14 protein-coding genes are annotated in these 13,262 nt (G+C 41.7%); 12 read left to right on the top strand and 2 right to left on the bottom strand.

What is annotated here, in order from left to right; all coding sequences use genetic code 11:
• The first annotated feature begins 11 nt into the window (after positions 1 to 11).
• Positions 12 to 1,922: a flagellar protein FilF gene (locus C3Y93_RS06460; protein ID WP_104852434.1), complete on the top strand. Its 1,911-nt coding sequence runs from the start codon at positions 12 to 14 to the stop codon at positions 1,920 to 1,922.
• A 101-nt stretch (positions 1,923 to 2,023) separates the two neighbouring features.
• Here C3Y93_RS06460 and C3Y93_RS06455 read toward each other — a convergent pair whose 3' ends face one another.
• On the bottom strand, positions 2,024 to 2,572 hold the full coding sequence (locus C3Y93_RS06455) for an NUDIX hydrolase (RefSeq protein WP_026438436.1): 549 nt from the start codon (positions 2,570 to 2,572) through the stop codon (positions 2,024 to 2,026).
• A gap of 122 nt (positions 2,573 to 2,694) precedes the next feature.
• Here C3Y93_RS06455 and C3Y93_RS06450 point away from each other — a divergent pair, with 122 nt between their 5' ends.
• The 9 genes from C3Y93_RS06450 (at position 2,695) to C3Y93_RS06410 (ending at position 11,063) form a co-directional block, all read left to right on the top strand.
• Positions 2,695 to 3,291, top strand: a complete 597-nt coding sequence (locus C3Y93_RS06450) for a CoA pyrophosphatase (protein ID WP_004975226.1) — start codon at positions 2,695 to 2,697, stop codon at positions 3,289 to 3,291.
• A gap of 31 nt (positions 3,292 to 3,322) precedes the next feature.
• Positions 3,323 to 3,853 carry a gamma carbonic anhydrase family protein gene (locus C3Y93_RS06445; protein WP_104852433.1) on the top strand — a complete coding sequence of 177 codons (531 nt, stop codon included), beginning with the start codon at positions 3,323 to 3,325 and terminating at the stop codon, positions 3,851 to 3,853.
• A gap of 160 nt (positions 3,854 to 4,013) precedes the next feature.
• Positions 4,014 to 4,679, top strand: coding sequence for a tRNA (adenosine(37)-N6)-threonylcarbamoyltransferase complex dimerization subunit type 1 TsaB (gene tsaB, locus C3Y93_RS06440; RefSeq protein WP_104852432.1), 666 nt, complete (start codon positions 4,014 to 4,016; stop codon positions 4,677 to 4,679).
• A gap of 12 nt (positions 4,680 to 4,691) precedes the next feature.
• A complete protein-coding gene (locus tag C3Y93_RS06435) occupies positions 4,692 to 5,516 on the top strand; it encodes an undecaprenyl-diphosphate phosphatase (RefSeq protein ID WP_104852431.1) in 825 nt (274 codons plus the stop codon).
• Positions 5,510 to 6,331, top strand: a complete 822-nt coding sequence (locus C3Y93_RS06430) for a class I SAM-dependent methyltransferase (RefSeq protein WP_104852430.1) — start codon at positions 5,510 to 5,512, stop codon at positions 6,329 to 6,331. The genes C3Y93_RS06435 and C3Y93_RS06430 overlap by 7 nt, the downstream gene beginning before the upstream one ends.
• A gap of 146 nt (positions 6,332 to 6,477) precedes the next feature.
• Positions 6,478 to 7,887: a C13 family peptidase gene (locus C3Y93_RS06425; protein ID WP_104852429.1), complete on the top strand. Its 1,410-nt coding sequence runs from the start codon at positions 6,478 to 6,480 to the stop codon at positions 7,885 to 7,887.
• Positions 7,888 to 7,905: 18 nt separating this feature from the next.
• Entirely contained in the window at positions 7,906 to 8,745 is an 840-nt protein-coding gene (fghA, locus tag C3Y93_RS06420) for an S-formylglutathione hydrolase (RefSeq protein ID WP_104852428.1), read from the top strand.
• A 168-nt stretch (positions 8,746 to 8,913) separates the two neighbouring features.
• On the top strand, positions 8,914 to 10,017 hold the full coding sequence (locus C3Y93_RS06415) for a YjgN family protein (protein ID WP_104852427.1): 1,104 nt from the start codon (positions 8,914 to 8,916) through the stop codon (positions 10,015 to 10,017).
• Between the two features lie 14 nt (positions 10,018 to 10,031).
• Positions 10,032 to 11,063 carry a M48 family metallopeptidase gene (locus C3Y93_RS06410; protein ID WP_104852426.1) on the top strand — a complete coding sequence of 344 codons (1,032 nt, stop codon included), beginning with the start codon at positions 10,032 to 10,034 and terminating at the stop codon, positions 11,061 to 11,063.
• 10 nt (positions 11,064 to 11,073) lie between these two features.
• On the opposite strand, the gene C3Y93_RS06405 is transcribed toward C3Y93_RS06410, so the two are convergent.
• The gene (locus C3Y93_RS06405; protein ID WP_026438437.1) at positions 11,074 to 11,355 is read right to left on the bottom strand and encodes a DUF2218 domain-containing protein; all 282 of its coding nucleotides are present in this window, start codon (positions 11,353 to 11,355) and stop codon (positions 11,074 to 11,076) included.
• 229 nt (positions 11,356 to 11,584) lie between these two features.
• Between C3Y93_RS06405 and rpe the strand changes: the two genes are divergently transcribed.
• On the top strand, positions 11,585 to 12,271 hold the full coding sequence (gene rpe / locus C3Y93_RS06400; RefSeq protein ID WP_004975246.1) for a ribulose-phosphate 3-epimerase: 687 nt from the start codon (positions 11,585 to 11,587) through the stop codon (positions 12,269 to 12,271).
• A 426-nt stretch (positions 12,272 to 12,697) separates the two neighbouring features.
• A complete protein-coding gene (locus C3Y93_RS06395; protein WP_228153790.1) occupies positions 12,698 to 13,219 on the top strand; it encodes a hypothetical protein in 522 nt (173 codons plus the stop codon).
• Positions 13,220 to 13,262: the final 43 nt, after the last annotated feature.

The raw sequence follows: 13,262 nt of genomic DNA, 5'->3' as shown, positions 1-13,262 counted from the left end.
GAGAATTCAGGATGAAAACAAGACATATTTTACCTTTTGCAACGACAGCATTGATGGCGGCATTGAGTGGCTGTGGTGGAGAAAGTGCCAATATTAATCCAGAGCCTAATGCTGTGGCGTATATCAACGGGAGTTGTGCCAGTACAGCAAAAAACTGCGTGGAATTTGCATTGGATTATCCTGTGGATGGTTTGAATTTTACCTGTAGCAGTGATACCAGTAAAACCTACATCACCATGATTGAGCCGAAAAGTAATGCGGCAACAGGTAAATGTAGTGAAGGAGATAAAGTCCACTTCTTTATTCAGGAAAAGACCAATCAATATATTGATTTAGGCACAGTATCATTGTCTGATATTGGAATGGTCAGTACTGCAGGTGCGGGTTATCCACGTTTAAGTGTGTTAGATATGGCACGTGGATTAACAGGACGCCAAGCAACGAGTTTAAGTAGTAGTGACGAAACGATACAGGTCGCGACTGCAATTGTACGCTTGCTACAAGCACTTTCTGTTGAAGGTGGAGGAACCATTGCAGGTGATATTCAGCCTTTAACGATTACGACACTCAAAAAAGAACAATTGGCAAATATTGCTGAGTCCGTTGAGGTTGGTGACTATCGTTCAGGGGCTTATGCCAGTATTTTACGCCCGTGGGTAGATGTGTCACAGGTATCTCAAGATGATGCTTATCAAGCATTAAACACCTTGGTTTACATGAATAACTCGGCATCTTATCAAGCTAACTATCCAATTTTAGCCAAAGAAGATTCACAATTACCACAAGGTTTATATGGCTGTAATTTGGCAGACTGTAAATCTACGGTCGCAGATTTGAAACACCTCATTGGGCAATATCAACTAATCACAGACCGTTCTGGATATACCTTCGGTTATGGTATGCAATGGAAAGGTGCGGTGTCTGCGAACACGACTAACCCAATTTTAACGGTGAGTGGTGAATTGATTCGTAAAGTGCGTCCTGAGCGTATGGTTGCAGCAGCACAAACCACATGGGTCAACCCATTGAATAAACGTATTCAGGGGCCATTCCATTTTAGTGTGAATGACAATACGGCTGATGATTTTAAAATTACCCAAGGTAAGGTGTTTAATGATTATTTAATTGCGGGCACGGAAGGTTTTTATAAATTATTGACCAAATCTACAACAGCGAATCCTGCAGATTATGGTCAATGGCAACAAACTATAGGCACTGATCAGTTCAAAGGTTCTTTTGATGCCTATAAATTCTTTTCTGTGAACTTTTTGGATAATCGCGTTTTTAAAACCCAAAAAAATGTACCTTTAGGCAGTCGCTATATTTTCCCAATTTATGCAACCTTGACCTTTAATTTTGATGGCGGAACGACGACAGATAGCATCAAATTAGGTGTTGTTTTAGATGAAGATGGCAATATTCGTACAGATATAGCACCAAATGCCACAGAAACCGATATGTCTGGTCAGTGTGCAGAAATTCGTCAGTCTGGTGCTGAATATGTTGATACAAATGGTGTGCAGCAATACCGTATAGGTGTGTTAGGTGCAACCGATATTGACAATAAAGCAGTTACTTTGCGTATGATTTTGGCCAATCCAATATTTCATAAACTTGATGGTGCAGTCATTGGTTTGAATACCAAAATTGAAGCGGTTGAAGGTGGGAATGGTCAAGTGGTGGGTGGTGCGCGCGCCAATATTGGCAATTTAGTTGCAGCCAACTCTACCCGTATTACATTGTCTGATTTTAATGGCTCAACCGTGAAGTGGAGCAATATTTATCATGCACAACTTGCAACTTACGTGGCTCAAAACCCTGCGTTAGCAACCGATGCAGATAAAGCTTTGGTGAAAGCCCAAGGTGGCGCTGTAAGTCTAGATGTAGCCGAATGTTATAACCCAAATAAAGTGCGTATTTAGCATTAATTTTAGGTGACATAGTGATGAAAATAGCCCACTTTAGAGTGGGCTATTTATTATTCGGATTTTAGCTTGATTCAAATGAACATCATGTGGGGTTTTTAACCCGTATGATCTGTACGTGAACCTAAGGTTTCTAAGTGGGTCGTAAAATGATTGTTTTTTCGATCTGCAAAGTAGTGTTGTAAAGTACGTTCTACACTTGGGAAAGCCAATTCAGACCACGGAATTTCATCTTCACTAAACAAGCGTGATTCGATGGTTTCTTCACCTGCACCAAATTGACCATTCAACAATTGAGCTTTGAACAGCACATAAATTTGCCCAATCCGTGGAATGTTATACATGCAATAAAGTTGTTCGATTTCAATTTCCGCTTCGGCTTCTTCGCGAGTTTCACGGGCAGAACCTTGCTCCATGGTTTCAAACATTTCCATATAGCCTGCGGGTAAAGTCCACAAACCATAGCGTGGTTCAATTGCACGACGACACAACAATACTTTATTTTCCCAAACGACCAATGCACCACAAATGACTTTTGGATTGACATAGTGAATATTGCCACATGCGCTACACACTTGACGTAATTGCTGATCGCCAAGCGGAATTTTCGTTGTTGTTTTTTGTCCACAATTTCCACAAAAGTTCATAGTGATCGTCATTGTTGAAGGGAGTTCTCAGAATAACTGAAAATTTCAACTTTGGCATCCTCTCTATCTATTGCCCACCTATTTCAGCTATGATGAAACTTAGACAAGGAGAATTATAAGGCATGATTGATCATTCGCTCACGCATCTATTACAGCAACGTTTGCGCTTTTCTAAAACGTTCATGGAAGCGCATGCAGCGGTATTGATTGCCATTACCGACGAGTCTGATCCAAAGGTATTGCTAACCCGCCGTTCTACCTTACTCAATAATCACGCGGGTGAGGTGTCTTTCCCTGGTGGCAAACGCGATCCGCAAGATACCAGTAATATTGTGGTGGCATTGCGTGAAGCGCAGGAAGAAACCGCATTAAATCCATTTGAAGTGCAGTTGATTGGTGACTTGCCAATGCAAAAAGCCCGTAATGGAATGTTGGTTAAGCCTGTGGTGGGGCTGATTCCTCCAAAAGTAGAATTAATTCCACAACCTTCAGAAATTGATCGGATCTTTTTTGCCTCTTTGCAGCATTTAATGGAAGCGCCACCAACGCCGTATGAAGTGAGCTTTGCACAACAAAAATTATATTTTCCGAGTATGCAGGTTGAAGATGAAGTGGTTTGGGGCTTAACAGCGCGGATGTTGGTGTCTTTATTTGAATATGGTTTGGATTATCGTAAAGAATGGCCGTTTTTGTTAAATTCACCAACATTTAAGAAATAGAAAATTTTTGATGTGAAGATAGGAAGGAACCATGTTGTATAAATTTAAAGGATATGCCCCGAAAGCAATGCAGCAACCGTGGGATGGTTGGGTGGCGGATAATGCCACGGTCATTGGTCAGGTTGAGTTGGGACAGAAAGTTAGTATTTGGTTTGGGGCTGTGGTACGTGCCGATAACAGTAAAATCAAATTGGGTAATTTTAGCAATGTTCAGGAAAATGCTGTTTTGCACACCGATGCAGGCATTGAAATGCAGATTGGTGATTATGTGACTATTGGACATCAGGCGATGTTACATGGTTGTACCGTGGGCGATAACACCCTGATTGGTATTAATGCAGTGGTGCTGAATCATGCGGTGATTGGTAAAAACTGTATTATTGGTGCCAATGCTTTAATTCCTGAAGGTAAAGTGATTCCCGATAATTCTGTGGTGATGGGTTCTCCCGGTAAAGTGGTTAAGACTTTGGATGAGTCTGCAGAAGCACGTTTAAAAATGAGTGCGCTGCACTATGCTGAACATTTTCAGCATTTTGTAAACCTAGAGCCTGCAACACTCTAAAATAGAATTTGCATCGTTTAGTCAAACGCATTTTTTAGCTGTAATTACATAGAATTTTATACTCAGGAATTGCAATCTGAGGCATGTAAATCCTCGCGTGAATTTCAGGAGTGGAGTATCATAACGCCAATTTTTGATATTTATTCCTTGAAGGTTGTGCATGAAATTGCTGGCATTGGAAACTGCCAATGAGCAGTGTTCCGTTTCGATTGTAGATGAAACACAGGAACTCTTTTTTCAATTAGATGCGCGAGCAAAAGCACAAACGCAAACCATCTTACCAATGATTGAGCAAGGCTTTGCTGAAACTCAAATCAGTACGGCTGATCTGACTGCAATTGCCTTTAGCCGTGGCCCAGGTTCTTTTAGCGGTGTGCGAATTAATGCGGCAGTTACGCAGGCTTTGGCGTGGTCACATGATGTGCCTGTAATTCCTGTATCGACTTTGCAGGCATTGGCGCAGGCGGCTTATCGTCTTGAAGGATTAACTGCGGTTACAGCTGTGTTGGATGCACGCATGAATGAAGTGTATATCGCCAGTTTTGAGCTAGATGCACAAGGGATTATGCAGGCGGTTGATCAGGAACAATTATTGAATTATAGCGATGCTATACAGACGGTACGCTTTCAATTGGTCGGTTCTGGTGCAGGTCTAATTGATCAAGAACAAATACAATACAAAGGCTTAAGTGCAAGCGCACAAGATATTGCTACTATTGCACGCGTCTGTGCACAGCAACAGCAATGGGTCAGCGCAGAACAAGCATTGCCTGTCTATTTACGTGACAATGCTTGGAAAAAAATTCCAGAACAAGGCAAGGCATAATTAGGGTTATTTATGGATCTTTTACTGCTGCTCAAAGCGGCAATTATGGGTATTGTAGAAGGGATTACCGAATTTCTACCCATTTCTAGCACAGGACATTTGATTCTCGCTGCAGAGCTGATGGACTTTTGGACCAAAGAAAAAAGTGATGTATTTGTGATTGCCATTCAAATGGGGGCAATTGCAGCGGTCATTTATGAATACTGGACACGTCTATGGGGCGCAGCCACAGGTATGTTTACAGGCGAAGAAAAAGGTCGTCGCTTGGGCTTTGGTCTGATCATGGCATCTATTCCAATTATTCTGATTGGATTGACCTTCGGACAAACTGTAAAAGAATTATTATTTAATGATGTTGCCGTGGCGATTGGTTTGATTATTGGCGGCTTTATCATTATGTGGATTGAAAAACATCCACCACAAGTACGTGCCCATGAGGTTGAAGACCTAACTTACCGAGATGCTATTTGGATTGGTCTAATTCAGGTATTGTCGCTGATTCCGGGAACTTCGCGTTCAGGTGCAACCATTATTGGTGCGATGTTCTTGGGTGTGTCGCGTAAAGCAGCAACCGAGTTTTCCTTCTTTTTGGGGATTCCTGTCATTATTGGCGCAGGCTTGCTCGACTTATATCAAAGCTATGATGTATTCCAAACCACCGAAGATTGGACCGTACTCAGCTTCGGGATCATCGTTTCTTTTGTTTCTGCACTTTTGCTGATTCGTGCATTGGTGGCTTATGTGGCGAAACGTGATTTTATGATTTTTGCTTGGTATCGTATTGCTTCAGGTTTAATCATTTTATTGTTCGCATTCACAGGTTGGAAACTATGGTAAGCGAACTTCGCTTATACACCGAAGCCGAGTGGCTCACTCAAGCACAGCATTATTCTGCTGTGCTTTTGTCTAGAGGCGTGCAAACGTGCATTGAAACAGTAGAAAAACTCAATGCACGTTTTTTGCGTTTGAACCCTGAATTGGCATTGTGTGTAGATGCTGAAGGGTTGTGGTTGTGTGCCAATGGCATGAAAATGCAACCCGATTGGAAAGCTGAAGTTGGGCGATTGAAACGTGCCTCTTTAAAATCGGAAATGATTGCTCGTGCCTGTAATTTGTCGGAAAAACCAAGCCTAATTGATGCTACGGCAGGATTAGGACACGACAGCTTACTCATGGCACACTTGGGTGCTCAGGTCACGTTGTTGGAGCGTCATCCTATTCTTTTTACTTTGTTGGAGGATGCTAAACGCCAAGCCGCAGATGATCCTTTTTTAGCAAGTGTTGTTGCCCGTATCCAGTTGGTTTTTACAGATTCAGCAGATTATTTACGCAACTGCGCAGCGCAGGGCAAAGTGGTTGATGTGGTGTATTTAGACCCGATGTTTCCGCAGCGAGATCAACATCAACAGGCGCAGAAAAAGCAGGCACAAGTCAAAAAACAAATGCAGTTATTACATTTGCTGTTACCTGAAGATGGCGAAATGGATTTAGGTGATCATTTACTGGGTTTGGCACAGCAAATTGCCAAACGTGTTGTGGTGAAGCGCCCACGTTTGGCTGTATTTTTGGCGGGGCAGGAAACCATACATCAATGGCAGGGTGATGCTTGCCGATTTGATGCCTATTTCCAAGCAAATTTGAACAATGGGTAGATTTCTACCACTAAAGCAGTGGCAAGGCGTTCAATGCTTCTATAATGCGCAAAGATTTGTTATATAGTTAAAATTGACAATTGATAATTACGACGACAAGCATAAACTTGGAGTGTGGAAACGCGAGCTGCGATTAACAGAATCCTATGATTGACTTCAAACCCTCCATTAATTTTTGGCACGATTTTAAAAGCAACCAAGCCGCAGGCGTTTGGTTATTTTTGGGTTCGCGACGCTCTTTGCAAATTATTCGTCCTTCTATCTTACAACTGATTTTTTGGGGGATTTTAGGTGGTCTTGCCAATACCTTATTCAGTTGGTTGGTCGCGGGAGAAGTGGGTGAATTTAACCCACAAGGTTTGGTCAGTTATGCCTTGTGGCCCTTTATTGCCTTAATTGTCGGAATTATTCTTTCTCAGCGTGTCAATAACCCGCGTTTATTGTTAGTACCTGCTTTGTTGTGGTTGGTATTAGATACTCACGTTGCATTATTACAAAGCTTGATTCAATACATGGGCATGATGGATGTCTTGCCGTATGTGTTGTATGACTATTTGCCTACCATTTTTATGGTGCTATTTGTTTGGCAAAGTTTGGCAGTGGTATGGGTGTTTTCACGTGAATTGCATTGGCCGTGGTGGGAACGTGCACTGATTGTTTTGGCGACCTTATTCACTTTGGTGGTTTGGCAGATGTCAGTGAAAAGTCAGCCCATTTGGAAAGTAGAAGAAGTTCCACCAAGTTTAAGCGAAGAAGCTTTTTATGCACAAAGCCGTGTACTGAATAAAGCTTTAGACAGTATTCAATATGGGGAATTTGCCCAATCGCATTGGTACTTCTTAGGGGTTGCAGGGGCGAGCTATCAAGACGTATTTATGTCTGAAATTGAGCGCATTCGTGAACAGTTTGATACCCGTTTTGGCACTTTTGGACGTTCGATGGTGCTCATTAATAACCCAATGACCCGTAATGTAATTCCAATTGCTTCGCAAACCAGTATTGAATTGGCGCTGCGCCGTATTGGGCAACGCATGAACCGTGAAAGTGATGTGCTGTTTTTATATATGACCTCACACGGTTTAAAAGATCATTTTGAAATTGAAAATGCACCACTTGACTTAAATCAGGTCGATCCGAAATGGTTACGCGATACTTTGGATAAATCGGGTATTCGTTGGCGTGTGATCGTCATTTCAGCCTGTTATTCAGGTAGCTTTGTATCTGCCTTGCAAGATGATAATACCTTAGTGATTACTGCATCGGCAGCAGACCGTGAGTCGTTTGGTTGTTCAAACGAAGCTGATTATACTTATTTTGGTCGTGCCTTTTTTGATCAGGCTATGCGTGAACAAAACTCTTTTGCTAATGCTTTTAATGAAGCCAAAGTGACTGTGGCGAAATGGGAGCAAGCGCAAGGTTTTGAACCTTCAGAGCCACAATGGGCGATGGGTAAAAATATGGAATTGATGTTGCCACAATTAGAGCAGCGTTTGTTTCCTCAAAAAAGTGTTGCAACATCGGCTGAAATTCAATTGAGTGCGCAATCTGTTCAATAAGCCAAAGAGGAGAGGGTGATGGAGTTAATTCAGAACAACCGCTGTTTTGAGGGTGAGCAACGAATTTATCGTTTTCATTCCAATGCTTTACAGACTGAAACTCAGTTTGGCATTTTTTTACCAGAACAAGCTTTGGCGGGGCAGGCTTGTCCTGCGGTATTTTATTTGGCAGGTTTAACCTGTAACGAAGAAACCTTTGCGATTAAAGCACATGCGCAGCACATGGCAGCGCAATTGGGACTGATTTTGATTAGTCCAGATACTTCACCGCGTGGCGAAGCTGTTGCCAAAGGCGACCATTGGGATATTGGACAGGGGGCAGGTTTCTATATCAATGCGACACAAGCACCGTGGGCGGCACATTATCAAATGGAAACTTTTGTCACCGATGAGCTTTATCAATTGGTGCTGCAACAGTTCCCAATTCAGGCACAGCACGTTGGCATCATGGGGCACAGTATGGGCGGTCATGGTGCATTGACCCTCGCGTTTAAATATCCTGAAAAATTTAAGTCAGTGTCTGCTTTTGCTCCGATTTGTGCGCCAAGCCAATGCCCGTGGGGTGAAAAAGCATTTTCTAATTATTTAGGTACAGATCAGCAAGTATGGTTACAGCACGATGCGACTGCTTTGGTGCAGGTCAAAGGTGCATTGTTCAGTGAAATTTTGATTGATCAGGGATTGAAAGATCAATTTTATAGTCAGCTCAATCCTGCATTATTTCAGCAAGCTTGCGATGCGGTTGGGCAAAAATTGAGTTTGCGGGAACATGCAGGCTATGATCATGGCTATTATTTCATTCAAAGCTTTATAGATCAGCATTTGCAATTCCATGCGGTGCAATTGCAAACTGACTAAGCCAAGTACTCAATTTTACACATTGATTTTTCAAACTTTTCTAGGCAAGTTGTTCACTTTTTATTAGAATGGTGGACACTTGCTTTTTACCATTTGGAAAGATTACTCATTTGGGTTTGAGCGTCTTGGTAAAATAACGACTGTACAATAAAATAAATAAGGCATCACATGCACAATTCAGAATGGGATTCACCACAACAAGCAACGCCATCTTCCCCGTTTTTTCCAGCGGAGCCTACAACACCGCCTGCTCGTAATCCATTACTTGGACACATTCATCATTTTCAATTTCATGGTAGTGCCTCAGAGTATTTTGGCATTTGGATTGTTAATATTTTGTTGATGATCGTGACCTTTGGGTTGTATGCACCGTGGGCAAAAGTGCGTCGTTTGCGCTATTTTTATGGCAATACCGAATTAATCAAACGTCGTTTTGATTTCACGGGTATCCCACATAAAATTTTATTAGGACGTTTAATTGCCATCGGAATTTATGTTGTGATCTCGGTGATTTCCAATTATTCAGTCAAAGCCATGGTTATTGGCGTGGTGGTTTTATATTTGGCTGTGCCATGGTTGATTCGAGCGACCATCCGTTTTAAGGCGCGAAATAGTAAATTTGGCAATGCGCGTTTTTATTTTTCAGGCAGTAACAAAGAAGCCTATTGGGTATTTTTAAAATGTATCGTGATTAATCTGTTTACATTGGGCTTATTTTTTCCTGTGTTGGTGTGGATGTATAAGCGTTATTGCTTAGACCATTTATATGCAGGACAGCTTAAATTTAAGCTGAAAGCAGATTGGCCAGCATATATGCGCGCGATGTACATACCTGTTTTTTTGTTCTTTGGCATTTTGCTTGCAGTCGGGATAATGTTGGCTTTGGCAGGACAGTTGAGTCGTAATCCTGCGCAGTTGATTTGGTTATTTGTAGCGGTTTATCTTTTGGGGTTGTTTTTAATTTGGCCATTAATGTCGGCGCGAATTTTTATCACTACATGGAACAATACCAGTATCAGTCGTAGTGAATTTCAGACCGATTGTGGGCAGTGGCACTATACTTGGATTGTGGTGACCAATTGGATTGTGAAAGTCCTGAGTTTGGGTTTAATGACCCCATGGGCAGCTATTCGTTTATATCGCTATCAGGTTGAGTCTTTAAGTCTACATTTAAAAAATGATCCAGATTTGATGATCAATCAACTGCAAGCTGAACATAGCGCACTTGCAGAAGAACTCAGTGATATTTTTGATATTGATGTATCGCTGTAAGCTAGGAGAAGAAGATGGCGGCACAGGTCGTGGATGTAGTGTTTTATGATGGTGTAGTGTCTAAACCATGGGCTGCCAAAATCTCTCCTATAGATGCTCAGTCGGTACTTATCCGTTATGGTGAAAATTTAGAGCAACAGCGGCGCTATCATTATCAAGACATGATGTTGGTGGGGGCACTAGGTAAAATTCAACCTGTCATTGAACTCAAAGATGATGCGCGTATTGAATTTTCCCAAGCCTTGCCGGAGTGGTTTCAACTGCGAAATAAACAGGTGCAGCATTCCATCTGGAAATTGGAACGCACGCCAAGTCTGATCGTATTTAGTCTTTTTTTTGTGTTGTTGATGGTATTTGTCACAGTGCAGTGGGGCATCCCAAGTGCATCCAAATACGTTGCCTTTCAATTGCCTGCGAACACCTTAAATCAAATTGGTGATGAAGCAGAGTGTTATATTTTAGATATGACAGCGCCAAGTCAATTGCCCGCAGTACGTCAGCAGAAAATTTTGGCAGATTATCGCAAGCTCATTGCAGGAGACACGCCTGCTAAAGTGCTGTTTCGACAAGGTGATCGCTTAGGCGCGAATGCTTTGGCAATTCCGAATAACACCATTATTTTGACCGATGAATTGGTGGAATTGGCACAGAATGATCAGGAAATCATTGGCGTGTTGGCACATGAACAAGGGCATTTGGTAGAACGACACAGCTTGCAACAGGCTTTATCGAGCTTAGGGTTTAGTATTATTTTGCTCGCGATTACAGGAGATGGTACAGATTTAGTTTCGACCTTGCCTGTGGCGCTCGTGGGGGCAAATTATTCACGTAATTTTGAATCTGAAGCAGATTATTATGCTTTAAATACGATGCATGCTCAGGGCATTCCAACCATTCATTTTGCCCATTTTCTGGAGCGTTTGGCAGAAAATGCAGGTGAAGACACCGCCAAAAGCCCTTTGGATTTTTTACAAAGCCATCCTGCAACACAAAAACGTATTCAAGCGGTTAAGGATTTTGAACAAACGCAGCGTTTAGCGCCTTAACATGAAACAGTTAGTACCGTTGCCAAACCGCGCTCAATTCTGTTTGTCCCATACGACTTAAATGATCAAGCACGACTTGTTCGAGGTAACTTAAATCTGTTTCAGTATTTTTTACCTGAATTTCAACTACAAGCTCATGTGTTTGGGGTATAAGTAGAATTGTGGCACTTGGCATCATAATTTGGTATTGGGTTGCGCTTTCTGCAACGTCAAATTTATGTTTCCAGTGGTTGAGTAGACGCTTGGCAATACGGCTTGCTTGCGTTGTTTGAATATGGGCAGAACTGTTTATCATCTATTGAAACCAGCATTTTGTTCAAATGAGTAAAGACCTTTACTATAACAAAGCCAGACTGAAAGAACAGTGGAGTGCTGCAACAGAGCGTTGCGGAGATAGAACTATCAAATTGGCTGATCGACCTGAATCATCGAACTGAATGATCCAATCGTAACAGAATCCACCACACCAAGCAGTCTTTGCTATAATGCACCACAATCCCAATATTTAGCTAGGTTCTCCCATGTCCAAGCCTTATTTAATTGCGCCGTCTATCTTATCTGCAGATTTTGCTCGTCTAGGCGAAGAAGTGGAAAATGTACTTCAGGCGGGTGCCGATGTGGTGCATTTTGATGTGATGGATAATCACTATGTACCGAATTTAACTTTCGGTGCAGGTGTATGTAAGGCATTGAAAAACTATGGTATTACTGCACCAATTGATGTGCACTTAATGGTAAAACCTGTAGACCGCATGATTGGTGATTTTCTAGAAGCGGGCGCAGACATTATCACGTTCCATCCTGAAGCTTCAGAGCATATTGACCGTTCATTGCAACTGATTAAATCGGGTGGGGCAAAAGCGGGTTTGGTCTTTAACCCTGCTACACCGCTGCATTATTTAGATTATGTACTTGATAAAGTTGATCAGATTTTACTCATGAGTGTGAACCCTGGTTTTGGTGGGCAAAAATTCATTCCAATGACTTTAGAGAAATTACGTCAGGCACGTCAAATCATTGATGCTTCAGGTCGTGATATCCGTTTAGAAGTCGATGGTGGTGTGGGACCTGCCAATATTCGTGAAATTGCAGAAGCGGGCGCAGATATGTTTGTTGCAGGCTCAGCAATTTTTGGCAAGCCAGACTATAAAACGGTGATTGATGAAATGCGTGCTGAATTGGCAAAAGTTGGCGCAGTCGAAGTATAAATTTCTACAATCACAAGTGCTTATGCTGTGGATAACTTTGTAGATAACCGTATGGATATCTATGTTGATAACACTATGGATAAGCCGATTAATTTATAAACATTTGTACATCAATTGTTTATGACTTATACAAAATAAGTATAAAAAGGATTCAATCGAATCCTTTTTGTTTATTTTAAATACACTGAATTTATTGAGTATTTACTCAGTTAATTATAAAAATAAGTTGCTTAATATATAACTTGATTGTTTTAGTTGGCTTTTAAATCGCACGGATTCACTCTGTTTTTCAATGCAGAAGATATTGTGTATAAGTGGGGCTTGAATTATATTGAGTGCATTGTAGATTGTGGATTGTACTTGGCAAAAATGTTCAATTCTTGTGCAAGTTCAGGTCTGCATCTTTCATACTCAGGAATTTATTTAGTGCTGACTCAACCCTACAAACAAATGTGGTTTGTTGTCCTGATGGCATTTGTCATAGGGTGGAGTGGTATTGTTAGTGCTGCGGTAAAACCTGCACATGATTGGATGATGTCAAATCAGGCAGCAGGGTCTGAGATTCGACATTCTGCAACCGCAGCGAGTGAAATGACATCTTTACCAGATTGTCATACCATAGCTTTACAAACGTATCCTGAAACCAAGCAGCATATATTTGGGCATGATGCCAAGGCCAACCATCATCTCAGTCAGCACACATCCGCAACGGATACCGATTTAAATGCGGCAAATTGTTATGGCTCGGCTGATTTTTCTACTGCAAAGACGAATTGTCAGGACTGTGCGCAGTTGCATTGTCAAAGCTTAAACAGTGTGTTGAATGTGCAAGTCCCTGAACTGATTCAACCTGTAGCACTTTCATCTGTCAATATTCTGTTGCCTGCTTATCAAGCTCAACATTTACTTGGGCATTGGCAGCAAATTTTACGTCCACCCAAAGCTTAATCCTGAATTCAAAACACTTTTACGTTTTATTTTAAGGATTAAG

The sequence above is a fragment of the Acinetobacter sp. SWBY1 genome (assembly GCF_002946595.1).
In the GTDB taxonomy this organism is placed as follows: domain Bacteria; phylum Pseudomonadota; class Gammaproteobacteria; order Pseudomonadales; family Moraxellaceae; genus Acinetobacter; species Acinetobacter towneri.
This window is presented reverse-complemented; position numbering and strand designations above follow the sequence as displayed.

Excerpts from the sequence above, each read along its gene's own strand:
- C3Y93_RS06415 (WP_104852427.1), top strand. The coding sequence starts at position 8,914 with ATGCACAATTCAGAATGGGATTCACCACAACAAGCAACGCCATCTTCC.
- C3Y93_RS06435 (WP_104852431.1), top strand. The coding sequence starts at position 4,692 with ATGGATCTTTTACTGCTGCTCAAAGCGGCAATTATGGGTATTGTAGAA.
- C3Y93_RS06410 (WP_104852426.1), top strand. The coding sequence starts at position 10,032 with ATGGCGGCACAGGTCGTGGATGTAGTGTTTTATGATGGTGTAGTGTCT.
- C3Y93_RS06450 (WP_004975226.1), top strand. The coding sequence starts at position 2,695 with ATGATTGATCATTCGCTCACGCATCTATTACAGCAACGTTTGCGCTTT.
- C3Y93_RS06460 (WP_104852434.1), top strand. The coding sequence starts at position 12 with ATGAAAACAAGACATATTTTACCTTTTGCAACGACAGCATTGATGGCG.
- C3Y93_RS06445 (WP_104852433.1), top strand. The coding sequence starts at position 3,323 with ATGTTGTATAAATTTAAAGGATATGCCCCGAAAGCAATGCAGCAACCG.
- C3Y93_RS06430 (WP_104852430.1), top strand. The coding sequence starts at position 5,510 with ATGGTAAGCGAACTTCGCTTATACACCGAAGCCGAGTGGCTCACTCAA.
- C3Y93_RS06455 (WP_026438436.1), bottom strand. The coding sequence starts at position 2,572 with ATGAACTTTTGTGGAAATTGTGGACAAAAAACAACAACGAAAATTCCG.
- rpe (WP_004975246.1), top strand. The coding sequence starts at position 11,585 with ATGTCCAAGCCTTATTTAATTGCGCCGTCTATCTTATCTGCAGATTTT.
- fghA (WP_104852428.1), top strand. The coding sequence starts at position 7,906 with ATGGAGTTAATTCAGAACAACCGCTGTTTTGAGGGTGAGCAACGAATT.
- tsaB (WP_104852432.1), top strand. The coding sequence starts at position 4,014 with ATGAAATTGCTGGCATTGGAAACTGCCAATGAGCAGTGTTCCGTTTCG.
- C3Y93_RS06425 (WP_104852429.1), top strand. The coding sequence starts at position 6,478 with ATGATTGACTTCAAACCCTCCATTAATTTTTGGCACGATTTTAAAAGC.